At 36.2% G+C, this 15,984-nt stretch carries 15 protein-coding genes; 11 read left to right on the forward strand and 4 right to left on the reverse strand.

Features of this window, described 5'->3' with window-relative positions:
* Positions 1–91 precede the first annotated feature (91 nt).
* On the forward strand, positions 92–538 hold the full coding sequence (locus ABC371_RS17190) for a YndM family protein (protein ID WP_412897902.1): 447 nt from the start codon (positions 92–94) through the stop codon (positions 536–538).
* Between the two features lie 124 nt (positions 539–662).
* Positions 663–2,648: a DUF4179 domain-containing protein gene (locus tag ABC371_RS17195; protein ID WP_412897903.1), complete on the forward strand. Its 1,986-nt coding sequence runs from the start codon at positions 663–665 to the stop codon at positions 2,646–2,648.
* Positions 2,649–2,673: 25 nt separating this feature from the next.
* On the opposite strand, the gene mntR is transcribed toward ABC371_RS17195, so the two are convergent.
* Together mntR and ABC371_RS17205 are read right to left on the reverse strand one after the other, a co-directional pair.
* Positions 2,674–3,096, reverse strand: coding sequence for a transcriptional regulator MntR (mntR, locus tag ABC371_RS17200; protein ID WP_412897904.1), 423 nt, complete (start codon positions 3,094–3,096; stop codon positions 2,674–2,676).
* Positions 3,097–3,329: 233 nt separating this feature from the next.
* Positions 3,330–4,298, reverse strand: a complete 969-nt coding sequence (locus ABC371_RS17205; protein WP_412897905.1) for a hypothetical protein — start codon at positions 4,296–4,298, stop codon at positions 3,330–3,332.
* Positions 4,299–4,432: 134 nt separating this feature from the next.
* Between ABC371_RS17205 and ABC371_RS17210 the strand changes: the two genes are divergently transcribed.
* The 5 genes from ABC371_RS17210 (at position 4,433) to dacB (ending at position 9,237) form a co-directional block, all read left to right on the forward strand.
* A complete protein-coding gene (locus ABC371_RS17210) occupies positions 4,433–5,167 on the forward strand; it encodes a glucose 1-dehydrogenase (RefSeq protein ID WP_412899382.1) in 735 nt (244 codons plus the stop codon).
* A gap of 23 nt (positions 5,168–5,190) precedes the next feature.
* Positions 5,191–5,946, forward strand: a complete 756-nt coding sequence (locus ABC371_RS17215; RefSeq protein WP_412897906.1) for an exodeoxyribonuclease III — start codon at positions 5,191–5,193, stop codon at positions 5,944–5,946.
* A gap of 98 nt (positions 5,947–6,044) precedes the next feature.
* Positions 6,045–6,659 carry a DedA family protein gene (locus ABC371_RS17220; protein ID WP_412897907.1) on the forward strand — a complete coding sequence of 205 codons (615 nt, stop codon included), beginning with the start codon at positions 6,045–6,047 and terminating at the stop codon, positions 6,657–6,659.
* Between the two features lie 152 nt (positions 6,660–6,811).
* Positions 6,812–7,642: an undecaprenyl-diphosphate phosphatase gene (locus tag ABC371_RS17225; protein WP_412897908.1), complete on the forward strand. Its 831-nt coding sequence runs from the start codon at positions 6,812–6,814 to the stop codon at positions 7,640–7,642.
* Positions 7,643–7,821: 179 nt separating this feature from the next.
* Positions 7,822–9,237: a D-alanyl-D-alanine carboxypeptidase/D-alanyl-D-alanine endopeptidase gene (dacB, locus tag ABC371_RS17230; protein WP_412897909.1), complete on the forward strand. Its 1,416-nt coding sequence runs from the start codon at positions 7,822–7,824 to the stop codon at positions 9,235–9,237.
* A gap of 35 nt (positions 9,238–9,272) precedes the next feature.
* On the opposite strand, the gene ABC371_RS17235 is transcribed toward dacB, so the two are convergent.
* Positions 9,273–9,806: a YceI family protein gene (locus ABC371_RS17235; RefSeq protein WP_412897910.1), complete on the reverse strand. Its 534-nt coding sequence runs from the start codon at positions 9,804–9,806 to the stop codon at positions 9,273–9,275.
* A 232-nt stretch (positions 9,807–10,038) separates the two neighbouring features.
* Between ABC371_RS17235 and ABC371_RS17240 the strand changes: the two genes are divergently transcribed.
* Complete coding sequence (locus ABC371_RS17240) at positions 10,039–11,376, forward strand: hemolysin family protein (RefSeq protein WP_412897911.1); 1,338 nt, start codon at positions 10,039–10,041, stop codon at positions 11,374–11,376.
* A gap of 39 nt (positions 11,377–11,415) precedes the next feature.
* Here ABC371_RS17240 and ABC371_RS17245 read toward each other — a convergent pair whose 3' ends face one another.
* Entirely contained in the window at positions 11,416–12,759 is a 1,344-nt protein-coding gene (locus ABC371_RS17245) for a sodium-dependent transporter (RefSeq protein ID WP_412897912.1), read from the reverse strand.
* A gap of 312 nt (positions 12,760–13,071) precedes the next feature.
* Between ABC371_RS17245 and ABC371_RS17250 the strand changes: the two genes are divergently transcribed.
* Genes ABC371_RS17250 through ABC371_RS17260 form a run of 3 tightly spaced genes read left to right on the forward strand, consistent with a single transcriptional unit; the run spans position 13,072 to position 15,904 of the window.
* On the forward strand, positions 13,072–14,085 hold the full coding sequence (locus ABC371_RS17250) for an ABC transporter substrate-binding protein (protein ID WP_412897913.1): 1,014 nt from the start codon (positions 13,072–13,074) through the stop codon (positions 14,083–14,085).
* A gap of 18 nt (positions 14,086–14,103) precedes the next feature.
* Positions 14,104–15,135 carry an ABC transporter permease gene (locus tag ABC371_RS17255; RefSeq protein ID WP_412897914.1) on the forward strand — a complete coding sequence of 344 codons (1,032 nt, stop codon included), beginning with the start codon at positions 14,104–14,106 and terminating at the stop codon, positions 15,133–15,135.
* Complete coding sequence (locus ABC371_RS17260) at positions 15,110–15,904, forward strand: ABC transporter ATP-binding protein (protein ID WP_412897915.1); 795 nt, start codon at positions 15,110–15,112, stop codon at positions 15,902–15,904. The genes ABC371_RS17255 and ABC371_RS17260 overlap by 26 nt, the downstream gene beginning before the upstream one ends.
* The last annotated feature ends 80 nt before the right edge of the window (positions 15,905–15,984 follow it).

Raw genomic sequence — 15,984 nt, forward strand, 5'->3', positions numbered from 1 at the left:
AGAAAATTTTCGACCAAAAATTACCTTTTATATTCTATTCGTTATCTTCAAAAGATAGGTCTAAATAAGAATTAAAGGGTGATCTCGAAAAATGAGGCATTTTAAAGCTCTCGGAATCAAATTTATTATCATATCAATTATTCTCTTGTCTCTTTTTGGAATTTTTAGAGGGGCGTCTCTCGGAAATTTACTTTTAATAAGCCTTCTCGTAACAGGAATTTCATACCTCATAGGTGATTTATTTACATTACCGAGAATGGGGAATTTATTTGCTACATTGGCGGACTTCGGGCTATCATTTTTCTCAGTTTGGCTGTTGAGCTATTTGTTTTTGGAAAACACCTCATCTTTAATTACAGCGTCCCTCACTGCTGCCGCGTTAATTACTGCTTGTGAGGCACTTTTCCATGCCTACATGAAAAACAAGGTGATCATTGACGAAAATCGGGAACAAGGAAGGAAACAGTTCAAACCAAGCTATCAAACAGAGATTGCCGAAGAATACGAGGTAAAACCGAAAGATATAAAAAAGAAATAAAATCAGATGTGGCTAAGTCGTAACAGATTTAGTCTTTTTTATTGCTTTTAATAGAAGGATTCATGCGATATTTGTTGAATATTGAAGAAAAGGAAGATTTTTACCAAAGGGAGAGACATAAATTGTGATAATAGCGGAAACGGATCCCGTTTTAATAAAAATGATACGCGAAAATAACCTAGCAGCCATGATCAAATGGTTTGATCAAAGGAAAGACAGCTTATACAAACTAGCCTGGACATATTTGAAAACTTCCAGTGAAATTCAAGATGTGTTTTACACTGTCATGTTTAATATGCAGGCTGACATTCGAAAACTAAAAAACAATCCTGACTTAGAGAAATGGGTTATTTCCCAATTCCTACAAGAATGTAAAAAAAGGAGCTCCAATGAAAAGGTGGATGAGTCCCTCGTTCTAACTTATGTTCTAGGACTTTCACAGAAAGAGGTTTCCGACATTCTTGATATCTCAGTTGAATCAGTTAAAGATCGTCTCCATAGAGGAATTCAAAATTTAAGCGGTAGTAAGGAAGCTCATTACCAGGATAAATTTATTGATTATCTAAGTCGTACATTAGAAAGACCTGAAAAGATTGAACTCGAAATCCACTTACATACATGTCAAAGTTGTCAGCAAAGTTTGGCGGGTTTTCAGAATGCCATTAACTCTCTTATCAAAACTGCCGAAGCCATTGAGGTTCCGGGAGAGTTTTTGGACCCTGTAATCACAGCATTAAGGAAAATAGAGGAGGAAAAAAGAAATAAGAAAAAGAAACGTACAACTATTGGCGGTGGAATCGCATTTTCAATTTTACTCCTTCTCTTAATTGGTTATGCCACCAATGCTTTTACTTATATGTATTATTCTTGGCTAGATTGGCGTGACTTGGAGGATGAGCAGTTACTTAATTATTTAAAAAGAGGCATCGGAGAGCCACTCGATCTTGTGCAAGAATCCAATGGAATAAAGGTAACAATTAAAAGCGCCATTGCAGATGAATTTCAAACCCTAATCTATTATGAAGTTGAGAACCTTGGGGAAGATGAACAATATGGTATTAATTTGTGGGATGGTGTATATGTTGAGAATGAATTTGAAACCTTTGATCAGCAGGGATACACTGTCAACCAATTACCGGTTCAGCCTTTGGAAAGTGATGGAACCATTTTTAAAGGAACTCTCAGTTTATTGCCTGTTACGTCAGAAGCAAAATCAATAAAGTTAAATATCTCAAAGCTTCAAAAAATCGGGGAGGACCCTAAAAATCCTGTATGGATGGCTTCTAATGGGGAGTCGAGCTTTTCTTCTGGAAAATGGAACTTTGAAATTCCTGTTAAAAAGCAAGAATCAATAGAATATCCAATTGACGAAAAAATAACAATAGACAACGTGCCTATTGAGTTTAATAAAGTGATTATGGCTCCTACTGTAACAGTTCTACAATATCAATATAAACCCAATACGCTTGATCAAGATATGACTGAATTATTTTTTGGAGGAATTGAAACGGAAGAAAAGGTCGCAAAACCATTATCATACGGTTGGAGTTTTCCGGTAGAGAGCAGTACGAATGAGTATTTTACCTTTCATTCGATGTTTAATTCTCTCTATTTTGATGATCCAAAAGATGTTCGTGTTCGATTATATTCATTATCTTATTATAAAAATGATCTTCACAAAGTGAAAATTGACATGAACCAACCGTTTCCACAAACTTTTGAATATCTGGGAAGTGAGATATCAATTGACAAAATTGAGATTGGGAAACCTACGAAAATAGGGTTAACAGCTGAAATAAGTGAAAGTCGAAAATTTGAATCTTTCCATTTTAATATATTGGGCCAAAATGAATCGTCAGCTATTCCGATCGGGTCTATGGAGAGCGAGGGTGTATTAGTTGATCGAAAGGGAAACATATATAACTGGGATGAATACGATTATTACGCGAATATCAATGAAATTGATAAGCCACGCCATTACCAAACGAAAATATTATTCGAGGTTTATAATGAAAATTCTAATGAAGAAGTTATACCAGAATGGTTACAAATTACTGGCTATCAAGGCACAACCTATTTGGACGAAGTAATCAAATTAGAATTTAAATAGAAAAAGCTCAGTAACTCTGAGCTTTTTACATTTTTTCATTTCGAAATTGTAAGTATTGCTTTCTAACTGAAGGATTCTCTTCAAAAAAGTCAATTAAAGTAGACAAACAAAGAGAAGTTTCCTTGCTGATATAATGCTCGAGTTTCTCGACTTCTTCATAAATATTCTTATCTTGTACACCAATCATTTTTAAAAAGTCCTCTAGCATTTCATGCTTTTCGACTAGCTTTTTTGCGATTGTTGTTCCTTTATCTGTAAGTACAAATCCTCTATATTTTTCATATATTCCAAAGCCTTCCTCGTCCAATTTTTGCATCATCTTTGTGACAGAAGAAGGGAGGACGTTTAATGAAGAAGCAATATCTACGCTTCGTGCGTAGCCTTTATGCTGAATGGATAAATAAATTTTTTCTAAATAATCTTCCATACTCGGTGTCGGAATCGTCATTACCGCCTTTCCATCAAATACGCCATGGCGTATTTGCGCCCAGATTTTTTTAGGCCCACACGAGGTGGGTCACAAAGACGTTGCCACAGGAAGTGGCGTTCTTAGTCTTTGATCTTCTTTTTCGAGATTCCTTTGAAAAATCTGAGGCATCCGCCGGAGGCTAGTAATTAACTCTGTAGTTTCTTCTACAGAGTTAATTACTACTTCTTTTCTTATTATATAATGAAACGCGGTTAATTTTCTATCAAATCCTCAAATTGTAGTCGAATATCTTTTGAACGAAAGCCAATTGATGTGTTTAAATCAAGAATATCCAGAGAAACCACAGCATTTTCGGACAAATTTATATTTGAAAAAGTGATTGATCCACTTTGGTCTTCTGAAATTTTATAGTACTCGTAGTCTCCTAGATTCAGCCGGTAGGCTACGTCTTTCTTTTTCTCTACCGAAAAGGTCAAACTTTCCTCAGTATAATCTATAAGCTCAGGTGTTTTCAGTTTCCGCTTCTTATCGATCTTAATACCTGTTTCTTGCTCTATAAATTGTTGTAGATCTTCATTACCAAGTATATTTTTAAGTTTTTGATTTTCATGCTCCGTTCGCATATAGAAGGCTTCATTCGTATAGACATCGTCTAGATCTACCTCATCTATTGGCCCGTATAATAGAACATAATCGTCGGCAAAAATTTCTTGTGGATACCATTCATGAGCCGAAACTGAATAATTTAAAAATGAATTCCAGCGGACAGGAAAATGACGTAAACCTCTTAGTTTTGCCCATTTTGAAAAAGGAAAATGATGAGATGGAAAATAATAATAGGCAAAATGATGCCCGTACTCATGCGACAATGTATCTCGGTATTCCTGGGCACTCGTATGTTCATTTCCATTATATAAAGTAATGCTACTTATAAAAGGGTGATAGACTCCAGTAATCATACGATTTGAAGGTGATGGCCCAGACATTACACGCACTTCCTGCAATAGGTTGATTTCTTCACCGTGTTTATTTTTTATTAATTCTTTATATAAATCTTCTAATTGTTGTTCGTCCCATTTTTGTGAGTAGCTAAGGAATAGAATTCCCTCTGGAGATTCATATTTGGCAAAATATGAAGAGTTATACATAATAGGATTTAAGCTTAACAAAATCGGAAGACTACATAACAATAATAGAAAAAAGATCACTTTTTTTCTCATGCCCGTCCTCACTCCCATATGTCATTTTATCATTCTTAGAACCACTGAATCTCTGTTTTATTTTGCCAGATTGATATTGTCGTTTATAATGGGAAAGGAAGATTTTAAACTTGAATACTAGGTTGGTGAAGAAAATGAATCGAGTGGTAATCGTAACGGGAGCGGCAAATGGGATTGGAAAAGGGATTGCAAAAGCTTTTGCGAAAAACGGAGATAAGGTTGTTTTAGCAGATATGGATATTGATGCTGGAAACAAGCTTTCAAGTGAACTTATCAATCAAGGTGCGGGGGCTATTTTTATTAAAACAGATGTAAGAAACGAACAGGATATCCTCCAATTGGTAAACCAAACCTATCAAACTTATGGTAAAATTGATATTTTAATAAACAACGCTGGTAAAAATTTATTCAAGTCACCATTCGATGTATCCGTTGAAGAATGGGATGATGTGATCAATACCAATTTGCGAAGTGTTTTCTTATGTTCGAGAGAAGTCGCAAAATATATGAAGAAATCTGGTGGCTCAATTGTCAATATTGCGTCAACGAGAGCGATTATGTCTGAGCCCCATTCTGAAGGATATGCAGCCACAAAAGGTGGGATCGTCGCGATTACACATGCACTTGCTGCTTCATTTTCGGAATATCAGATTACCGTAAATGCGATTTCTCCTGGTTGGATTGAAACGGGAAACTATGAAGATCTTCGAGAAATTGATCACGAACAACATTTTGCGAAGCGAGTCGGAAAACCAGATGATATCGCGAATGCATGTCTTTATTTAACTGATCTGAAAAATAATTTTGTAACAGGAATTAATCTTGTTGTAGATGGCGGAATGACAAGAAAAATGATTTATGAGGAGTAACATAGAGAGGAAGCTTTATTATTATGAAACTTGTATCATGGAATGTAAATGGATTACGGGCCTGTGTGAAGAAAGGGTTTTTAGATTATTTTCACGAAATGGATGCTGATATCTTTTGCGTACAGGAAACCAAACTCCAGGAAGGTCAAATTGATCTAGAACTTGAAGGATATCATCAGTATTGGAATTACGCGGTTAAAAAAGGCTATTCTGGAACTGCTGTTTTTACAAAGGAGAAACCTCTATCTGTTTCATATGGTGTTGGTGATGAAAATGAGCAGGATGAGGGAAGAATTCTGACATTAGAATTTGACGACTTTTACTTAATCAATGTTTACACACCGAATTCACAAAGAGATCTTGCACGACTTGGTTTTCGACTTGACTGGGAAGATCGTATGCGTGATTATCTGATTGATTTAAATGCAAAGAAGCCAATTGTCCTTTGTGGCGATTTGAATGTGGCTCATGCAGACATTGATCTAAAGAATGCGAAATCGAATCGAGGAAATTCCGGCTTTACCGATGAAGAACGTGGAAAAATGACTGATTTGCTTAACTCTGGGTTCGTTGATTCCTTCAGATATTTTTATCCAGACGTGACTGATCAATATACATGGTGGAGCTATATGCGTAATGTCCGTGAAAAGAATATTGGTTGGAGAATTGATTATTTTATTGTTTCCAAACAGTTAAAAGACAGATTAAAAGATTCTCAAATCCACTCACACGTAATGGGTAGCGATCATTGCCCAGTCATTTTGGAATTACAAGTTTAAGAAAAAATTTTAATGAATACTTTAAAGTAGGACAAACATAGATTACAATAAGTATGCTTATTGATTTAGTAATAATAGCATCTTATTTGGAGGTAAACATGGAAAATTGGATTACGGATTTTATGGACCAATTTGGGTATATAGGGATTTTTCTATTAATTGCATTAGAAAACATCTTTCCACCTATTCCATCTGAGGTTATTTTGACAGCAGGTGGATTTATGACGACAAAATCGTCTTTAACCGTGACTGGCGTCATCATCGCTGCAACACTCGGTTCAGTTGTAGGCGCAATAATTCTTTATGGAATTGGACGTTTACTTGATGTTGAGCGATTGGAAAAAATTGTTGACCGTTATGGTCGTATTTTACGAGTAACCAAAAAAGATATTCATAAAGCGGATGCCTGGTTTGATAAATATGGATATTGGACTGTGTTTTTCTGCCGAATGGTACCATTAATTAGGAGCTTGATTTCCATTCCAGCCGGGATGTCCAATATGAATTTTTGGATGTTCATTTTGTTTACAACACTTGGAACGTTGATCTGGAATGTGATTCTTGTAATGCTAGGAGCCGCTTTTGGTGAATCTTGGGATGTCATTGTTCACTACATGGACATTTACTCCAATATTACGTATGCATTAATCGCATTAGCGGGAATTGGATTTCTTGTTATATTTTTCAGCAAGAGAAGATCAAAAACGAGATAATGAGAAAAGCGCAAGGCGCACAGCTTTGGGCGACAAGCATAGGACGAGCGCTGACAGAAGGTGTATTTTTCCTTCCGAAGCGATTGGCTTAGACCAAAGAGTTGATGGAGACTTGGGCCAGACATCTGTAAAAAAGGAGTATATTATATCTGATGGAAATTATTGAAATTATAAAAGCCATAATTTTAGGAATGGTTGAGGGGCTAACTGAATTTGCGCCTGTTTCCTCAACCGGTCACATGATTATCGTCGATGATATGTGGCTGAAAACACAGGAATTTCTTGGTAAGTACCCAGCAAATACATTTAAGGTTGTCATCCAACTTGGCTCTATTTTGGCCGTTGTTGTTGTTTTTAAGGATAGGTTTATTGATTTATTAGGACTTAATCGAAAAAATAAAATTGTCCCGGTGGGGGCAAAGCACCTACGTTTAACTCATATCATTGTGGGATTAATTCCTGCAGGTGTTCTAGGTGTGTTATTAGAGGATACAATTGATGAGCATTTATTCACAACAGAAACGGTATTAATAGGGCTCGTAATTGGTGCCATTTTAATGATTATTGCAGACCGTTATAGCAAAAACCACCCAAATACACAAACAGTCGACCAGATTACGTATAAACAAGCTTTAACAGTCGGACTTATTCAATGTTTATCACTTTGGCCTGGATTTTCACGTTCAGGCGCCACTATATCAGGCGGTGTATTAGTGGGATTAAGCCATAGAGCAGCAGCAGACTTTACTTTTATCATGGCTGTACCGATTATGGCAGGGGCAAGTGGAATCTCACTTTTAAAAAATATCGAGTATTTTTCAATGGACGCACTTCCAGTATTTATTGTTGGATTCATTAGTGCATTCGTTTTCGCTCTTATTTCCATCCGATTCTTCTTACGCCTAATCGATAAAATCAAGTTATTACCATTTGCTATTTACCGCATTGTATTAGCAGCTGTCATTTATTTTGTATTTTTATAAGATATAAAGCATCTCTGCAAAGGGATGCTTTTTTTCATGGTTCTTCATAATACGTTTGCTTTTGTGTAAAATATGGTAATAGTTCCAAACTTGTACAAAAAGTACTAGAAGAGGGGGAATCAATTATTAGCTCTCGAAATTATTTTCTGTTTGCGATTATCCTGCTTGTAATTGTCATCATGCCACAACAAGAAGTAGCAGATGCAAATGCGAGCCAAAAGCAAGTGTTCGGGCAACTGAATCAGCTTGTCATGAATGAACCGAGATTAAAAGGAGCAATTGCCGGAATAAGTGTAAGGTCAGCAAAAAGTGGAGAAATCCTGTATCAACACGCTGGTGATGTAAGACTTAGACCTGCCTCCAATTTAAAACTCATCACGGCCGCCACAGCTTTATCAGCACTTGGTGAAGATCATCAGTTTTCAACCGAGATTCTGACAGATGGAAAACTCGAAGAAAACAAACTAACTGGAAATCTTTATCTGAAAGGAAAAGGAGATCCCACATTGCTTCAGGAAGATTTAGATTTACTTGCGAAAAAAATTAAGAAATCTGGAGTTGATGTGATTTTTGGAAATGTGATTGCAGATGATACTTGGTATGATAATGAGCGGTATTCAATGGATTTAACTTGGAGTGATGAAACTTATTATTATGGTTCAGCTGTTTCGGGATTAACTGCATCCCCGAATAAGGATTATGATTCTGGAACAATAATTGTGGAGGTTTCACCGGGGAAGAAGGAGGGGGCCAAAGCAGAAATTTCTTTACAACCTTCCAGCAATTACATAAAGATTATCAATAACACAAAAACAGTTCAAAAAGAAGAAAAGAAAGAAATTTCTATCATTCGCGAGCATGGAGAGAATGTCATTATCATCGAAGGAACAATCCCGGTTCATGCAAAACCTATTCAAGAGTGGATGACGGTGTGGGAGCCTACAGGCTATGCACTGGATTTATTTAAGCAATCATTGGCAAAGCAAGGAATCCACGTGATGGGAACGGAAGGCATTGCTAAAACACCTGAAAATGCGGCACTCCTTGTAACAGATAAATCCATACCACTACATGAACTTCTTATTCCTTTTATGAAGCTAAGTAATAATGGCCACGGAGAAACATTAGTTAAGGAGATGGGACGTGTCCGATATGGGGAAGGTAGCTGGGAAAAAGGAATAAATGTCGTGAAGGAAGAACTTCGAAAAATAGGTGTTGATCCTAGTAGTATGGTGATAAGAGACGGTTCAGGAATTTCACACGTAAATTTAGTTTCTGCTAATGATATTTCAAAGCTTCTTTATTCCGCCCAACACCAAGCTTGGTTTCCTACATTTTCACACTCTTTACCGGTTGCTGGAAACAGTGAACGCCTTGTTGGTGGTTCTTTACGATATCGCTTAAAAAATCCAGAGATGGCGGGAAAGGTAAAAGCAAAAACAGGGACGATCACAACGGTTAGTTCTCTATCTGGCTATTTGAAAACAAGAAGTGGGGAAGACCTGATCTTTTCAATCCTATTGAATAATCTAATGAACGATGCACATGGAAAACCAATTGAAGATAAAATTGTTACGTTGTTATACGAATATTAAAAAGCAGGCTCATATTAGGGCCTGCTTTGCATTGTTTATTCAGCTTTTCCTGCTTCAATTTCGATTGAGATTTTTACTTGGTCTCCAACTAGAACGCCGCCAGTTTCAAGTGCTGCATTCCATACTAGACCATAATCGCTACGATTTAAGCTACCAGTTGCGCTGAAACCAGCTTTTTCATTTCCCCATGGATCTTTTCCTGCACCTTCAAATACAACTTGGAAGGTTTCAGATTTTGTTGTTCCACGAATGGTTAAATCACCAGTTACATCATATTCACCATCATCTGTTTTAACAATTGATGTTGATTTGAACGTCATTGATGGATGGTTTTCAACATCAAAGAAATCAGCTGAACGAAGGTGGTTATCTCGATCTTCATTTTTTGTATTAATGCTTGTAAGGTCAATATTGAATTCAATATTTGCGGTTGTTAAGTCAGCAGGATCTGCTTCAATTGTAGCTTCAAAGTTCTCAAATGAACCTTTTACCTTTGCAATCATCATGTGTTTAACTGAAAAATCAATACTACTGTGTGATGCATCTACTGCCCATTTTGTGTTTGCCATTTTTAATCCTCCAAAAAATATTATTTTACTATCATTTATCTTGAATTCAAGATATATAACTTTAAGATAAATTATAATAGTGATTTTTGTTCATGTCAACATAAAAGTATAAAAATTAAGCATGATTTCCACCATATTTCGTAACTCATAGTAAAATAAGCATAATGGATATAAGAGAAGGGGAATTTAATAAAATAATGTTCGTTCTTTTGATCATTGGAGGGTATTTATTATGGTAGTTGAAATTTTAATCCTTGTCGTTTTGATTCTGTTGAATTCATTTTTTGCGGCTTCTGAAATGGCAATGGTTTCATTAAATGATAATAAAGTAAAAATGATGGCAGACAGTGGAGATAAAAAAGCAATTTTACTACATAGACTTTTGTCAAATCCGAGTGGTTTTTTAGCGACCATTCAGATTGGTATTACGTTGGCAGGCTTCCTTGCAAGTGCTTTTGCAGCTGGAAGCTTTGCTACTTACTTATCAAATTGGCTTGTAGACATTGGTGTTCCAGTAGCACCAAGTATTATTGATTCCCTTTCTGTGATAGTCATTACACTTATTTTATCCTACTTCACATTAGTAATCGGTGAACTAGTACCGAAAAGGCTTGCCTTACAAAAGGCGGAGGAAATATCTTTAATTGCGGCAAGGCCTTTAACGATTTTATCAAAAGTAACATCTCCTTTTGTCAAGCTACTAACGTTATCAACGAATGGACTTGTACGTTTATTTGGAGTCGACCCGAATGCGGATGATGAAAATGTGACTGAAGAAGAAATTCGAATGATGGTTGATGTAGGTAAAGAAAGAGGAACAATACAAGAATCAGAAAAGTTTATGATCAATAATATTTTCGAATTTGATAATAAAACCGTATCAGACATCATGACACATCGGACGAATATTATTGCAATCCCACTTGATTACACGTTAAAAGAAATCATTCATTTAGTTACAGTGGAGAAATATACTCGCTTTCCAGTATATGATGAGAGTATTGATCAGATTGTGGGGATCTTACATTCAAAAGAACTAATAAAATTTGTTGATGAATGTGATGACACTGCTTTCATCTTAAAAGACTTACTAAGAGATCCTTATTTTGTTTTAGAATCAAAGCATACAAATGAATTATTTAAGGAAATGCAAAAAAACAATATTCATATGGCCATTGTAATCGATGAATATGGTGGGACAGATGGGATTGTTACAATTGAGGATTTAATTGAAGAAATCGTTGGGAATATTTTTGACGAATACGATGAATACACAATTGAGGACGAAGAATTCATCCAGCTTGATGAAAATACTTATTCCATGGCTGGAACAATTAATTTGTATGAAGTTGAAGATCTATTGAAAATTGACTTTCCAACAGATGAATATGATACTTTAAGTGGTTTTGTAATTGGTCAGTTAGGTTATATTCCAGCTGGGGATGTAAATCCACAAATTTACTACAAAAATCATACATTTAAAGTAATCGAAATGGATGAAAAACGAATTATGAGAATAAAGGTAATTATTAATGGATCTCCATCTAAAATCGAAGAAGAAAAAGAATAAGAAGAAAAGGGTGTTCCAAGTAAAATTGGAACACCCTTTTTAAATAACACCTAAACTATCCAAGAAAACAATTGCGATTACTACCGGTACTACATACCGAATGATAAAGAACCACGCCTTTAACAAAGAAATGGGAAGACTACTGCCCATTTGCATCTCCTTATAAAGAGTTGTACGTGGAAATTTAAACGAAACAAATAGGGATATAAAGAGAGCCCCAACCGGTAATAGTATATTACTTACAAGGTAATCTGCAAGATCAAAAATAGATTTTCCAAATAAATGAACATCACTTAACACCCCATAAGAAAGAGCTGATGGTACGCCAACTACAAAAATAACAAGACCCGACATCCAAGCGTATGACTTTCGCCTCTGAACATTACCCTTAGTTAATATGGCTACAATTAATTCAAGCATTGAAAATGCAGAGGTAAGTGTAGCAAATAAAAATAAGAGAAGGAAAGCAATTAAAAAAACCATTCCAAATGGCATGTAGTTAAAAACAGTGGGTAGTACATTAAATAAAAGAACAGGTCCTGCGTCCGGCTCTAAATCGAAAGCAAACACCGCTGGAAAAATGGCCAATCCAGCCAAAAGGGTTACAAGTATATTTAATAATACAATTGAAAACGCGGACTGTACCAGGTTTTCCTTTTTCGAAAGATATGAACTATAAGTTAACATGGTACAGGCACCAACACTAAGGGCGAAAAAAGATTGACCTAATGCAAAAAGAATGGTGTCAGATGTCAATGAAGAAAGAGAAGGCTTTAAAATAAACAAGATTCCCTCAAGCGAGTTTTCAAGAGTAATCGAGCGGATGATAATGACTAGAAATAGGATAAAAAGTGCTGGCATCATCCATTTACTTGCTTTTTCAATCCCAGATTGGACCCCTTTAGCAACAACAATAATCGTAATTAACATAAATACAAGTTGCGCAAAAATTACGAGGAATGGATTTGATATTGTTTCTCCAAAATAACTTCCATACTCAGTTTCCGTTAAACCATTTAATCTTCCGATACTTCCGCTAACCAAATAAATTAAGATCCAGCCACCTACGACACTATAAAATGAGAGTAATATAGCGTTTGTAATGAAACCTAAACGCCCAACGATGTGCCAATTTGTTTTTGGAGCCAATTCTTTAAAGGATTCTATCGCGTTTTTTTGTGTCGTTCGGCCAATTACAAATTCAGCTAATAAAAGTGGTAAACCGATTAACAAGGTAAAAATAAGAAAAATAATGAAAAAAATGCCTCCACCACTAGTACCAGCCACATAAGGGAATTTCCAAATGGCCCCTAATCCAATAGCAGATCCTGCTGCAGCTAAAATAAAGCTAATTTTTGAAGACCATTGTTCAGATTGCTTCAAGCAAATACCTCCATTGCAACTTCATATGGTTTTAGTCTTTGTTAAGTGAAAAAATTTAAAACGTATTATCACAGGAAAACAAAAATTCGTATTTTGCTTAACGAAAAAAATATAACCTGAAAGTGTAAAATGTTCAGAAAATAATTGACGCAATGCACCTAGAGTGATAATATAACGATTAAACAATGACATACATTAACGCTTTTTTGCTTTACTGCGGTAAAACTAAAGTGCGTAAAAATCATTATTCTAGTAAAGTAATAGAATACTAGAATAAACAAAAAGTGTAAAGGAAAATAAGGGGGATTATTCATGAAAAGTTCAAGCAAATTTGTAGGAGTGTTGTTGGCTGGTTTCCTTGCGTTAGCAGGTTGTGGTTCGTCAGATAACACATCAGGTGATGCGGGTGAAAGTAGTGGTAAAGAGCAGGTTGTAGTTGGTATTTCACAATATGCACCACATACTTCATTAGATGCTGCGACTGAAGGCTTCATTAAGGCATTAGAAGATGAAGGATTTAAGGAAGGCGAAAATTTAAAAATTGATTCCCAAAATGCACAGGGCGAGCAAAGTAATACTGCAACAATTGCCCAAAACCTTGTAGGGAATAATGTGGATTTAATTTTTGCGAACGCAACACCAAGTGCGATGGCTGCACTTAATGCAACTAGTGACATTCCAATTATTTTCACATCTGTAACAGACCCAGTTGGTGCAGGCTTAGTAGAAGCTTTTGATAAGCCAGGTGACAACATTACGGGTACAACAGATAACCATCCAGACGCGACAAAAACGACAATCAACTTTATTACAGAGGAAATGGGAGCAAAGAAGATAGGTGTTATCTATAACTCTGGTGAACAAAACTCTGTCGTTCAGGTTGAGCAAGTAAAAGAATTTGCTGAACAAGGTGGTGCGGAATTAGTTGAAGTTTCCGTTTCTACAACTGCTGAAGTAAAGCAAGCGGCTGAAAGCTTAGTTGGGCGTGTAGATGCCATCTATATTCCAACTGATAACACTGCAGTTCAAGCGTTAGATTCTATTATTTCAGTGGCAAATGAAAAAGATATTCCACTATTCGTTGGTGAGCTTGACTCAATGAAAGCGGGTGGATTCGCAGCAAGCGGATTTGAATACTATGATATTGGATACCAATCTGGACTAATGGCTGCTAAGATTCTAAAAGGTGAGAAGAAGCCTTCTGAAATTCCAGTTGAACTTCCTGATAGCCTACAGCTTTTCATTAACAAAAAAGCAGCGGAAGAACAAGGTATTGAAATTAAACCTGAATGGAAAGAGATTGCTGACATCTACGAAGGGGAATAAAAGAAAGGATGATTCAACATGTTTACGGCATTATTTGGGGCATTTGAATCAGGAATCATCTATGCAATCATGGCAATTGGTGTTTACCTGTCCTTCCGTATCCTAGATTTTCCAGACTTGACGGTTGACGGCAGCTTCGTTACAGGAGCTGCTGTTTCCGCCATTTTGATCACAAATGGAGTGAATCCTTTTATCGCAACTCTTCTAGCACTTGTTGCTGGATTTATTGCAGGTAGTATCACTGGATTACTTCACACGGTTGGAAAAATTAATGCATTACTATCTGGTATTTTGATGATGATCGCTCTTTATTCAATCAATTTACGAATAATGGGGAAATCAAATGTTTCATTATTAAATATTGATACAACATTTACAAACGTATCTGGAGTATCGTCTTCTTTAGGATTAGATTCATTTTTTAATAATATTTTATCAACAATTAGTTTAGGCAATAGTCTACCTAAAACATGGGGCATCTTGCTTTTCATGATTGTTGTTACATTTATTATTAAATTTTTAATTGATCTTTTCCTACGTACAGAAATTGGTCTTGCAGTAAGAGCAACTGGAGATAATAAAAAGATGATTTCCAGTTTTTCTGCTAATACAAACTTAATGACCATCCTTGGATTGGGTCTATCCAATGCCCTTGTTGCACTTTCTGGATCACTGATTGCACAACAAGGTGGCTTTGCTGATGTTGGAATGGGGATTGGGATGATCGTTATTGGCTTAGCTTCTGTTATAATCGGTGAAGCCTTATTTGGTGCCAAAACCATTGCAAGGGCAACACTTGCAGTTATTGGTGGAGCTATCATTTATCGTATCGTTGTTTCACTTGCACTGCGTGTGGAGTTTTTACAGCCAGGAGACATGAAATTAATTACGGCGATAATCGTGATCATTGCGCTAGTCCTGCCTAAAATTCTTGAAGGAACAAAAGAAAAAAGCAGAAGAGCGAAACGACAACAACAACTTGTACAAATGAACAGTGCACCTTCAGAAGGAAAGGGTGAGGGAAGTGCTACACTTAAATCAAATTCATAAAATCTTTAATGAAGGTACACCTGATGAAAAGATTGCCCTTGATTGGACCAATTTACACTTAAAAGAGGGCGATTTTGTAACTGTCATTGGTAGTAATGGTGCCGGAAAATCCACGTTAATGAATGTGATATCTGGTGTGCTCATTCCTGACGCAGGTGCAGTTGAAGTTGCTGGAAAAGATGTTACATTTTTACCTGAACATAAACGGGCGAAGCTCATTGGACGTGTATTCCAGGATCCAATGGCTGGGACTGCACCGAATATGACCATTGAAGAGAACCTAGCAATGGCATACTCACGAAATAAGACACGAAACTTGCGTAAAGGGGTTACTAAGAAACGTAAGGACTATTTTAAAGAGGTTCTAGAATCTCTTAATCTTGGTTTAGAGAATCGTCTCTCGGCGAAGGTGGGCTTATTATCTGGGGGAGAACGGCAAGCATTATCACTATTAATGGCGACATTCACTGAGCCTTCGATTTTGTTACTAGATGAACATACGGCAGCACTTGACCCAGCTCGTGCTGAATTAATTACGAACTTAACAAAAGAAATTGTGCAAAAATACAATCTAACTACATTAATGGTCACTCACAATATGCAGCAAGCTCTTGATTTAGGGAACCGTCTAATTATGATGGATAAGGGACAAATAATTCTAGAAGTAGATGAACAGGAGAAAGCAGATTTGACTGTTGATCGATTGCTAGATGAGTTCCAAAGAATCAGAGGCGCAAAGATGACAAATGACCGTGCATTACTTTCATAAACGAAACACCAACCCGCAAGAATTTAATCTTGCGGGATTTCTTATGTCCGATGATTAAAGTTAGTAAAAACATAATACCA

This window comes from Bacillus jepli (genome assembly GCF_047238305.1).
Taxonomy (GTDB): Bacteria; Bacillota; Bacilli; order Bacillales; family Bacillaceae_L; genus Ferdinandcohnia.

Excerpts from the sequence above, each read along its gene's own strand:
- ABC371_RS17220 (WP_412897907.1), top strand. The coding sequence starts at position 6,045 with ATGGAAAATTGGATTACGGATTTTATGGACCAATTTGGGTATATAGGG.
- dacB (WP_412897909.1), top strand. The coding sequence starts at position 7,822 with ATGCCACAACAAGAAGTAGCAGATGCAAATGCGAGCCAAAAGCAAGTG.
- ABC371_RS17235 (WP_412897910.1), bottom strand. The coding sequence starts at position 9,806 with ATGGCAAACACAAAATGGGCAGTAGATGCATCACACAGTAGTATTGAT.
- ABC371_RS17225 (WP_412897908.1), top strand. The coding sequence starts at position 6,812 with ATGGAAATTATTGAAATTATAAAAGCCATAATTTTAGGAATGGTTGAG.
- ABC371_RS17250 (WP_412897913.1), top strand. The coding sequence starts at position 13,072 with ATGAAAAGTTCAAGCAAATTTGTAGGAGTGTTGTTGGCTGGTTTCCTT.
- ABC371_RS17210 (WP_412899382.1), top strand. The coding sequence starts at position 4,433 with ATGAATCGAGTGGTAATCGTAACGGGAGCGGCAAATGGGATTGGAAAA.
- ABC371_RS17240 (WP_412897911.1), top strand. The coding sequence starts at position 10,039 with ATGGTAGTTGAAATTTTAATCCTTGTCGTTTTGATTCTGTTGAATTCA.
- ABC371_RS17255 (WP_412897914.1), top strand. The coding sequence starts at position 14,104 with ATGTTTACGGCATTATTTGGGGCATTTGAATCAGGAATCATCTATGCA.
- ABC371_RS17190 (WP_412897902.1), top strand. The coding sequence starts at position 92 with ATGAGGCATTTTAAAGCTCTCGGAATCAAATTTATTATCATATCAATT.
- ABC371_RS17205 (WP_412897905.1), bottom strand. The coding sequence starts at position 4,298 with ATGAGAAAAAAAGTGATCTTTTTTCTATTATTGTTATGTAGTCTTCCG.
- mntR (WP_412897904.1), bottom strand. The coding sequence starts at position 3,096 with ATGACGATTCCGACACCGAGTATGGAAGATTATTTAGAAAAAATTTAT.
- ABC371_RS17215 (WP_412897906.1), top strand. The coding sequence starts at position 5,191 with ATGAAACTTGTATCATGGAATGTAAATGGATTACGGGCCTGTGTGAAG.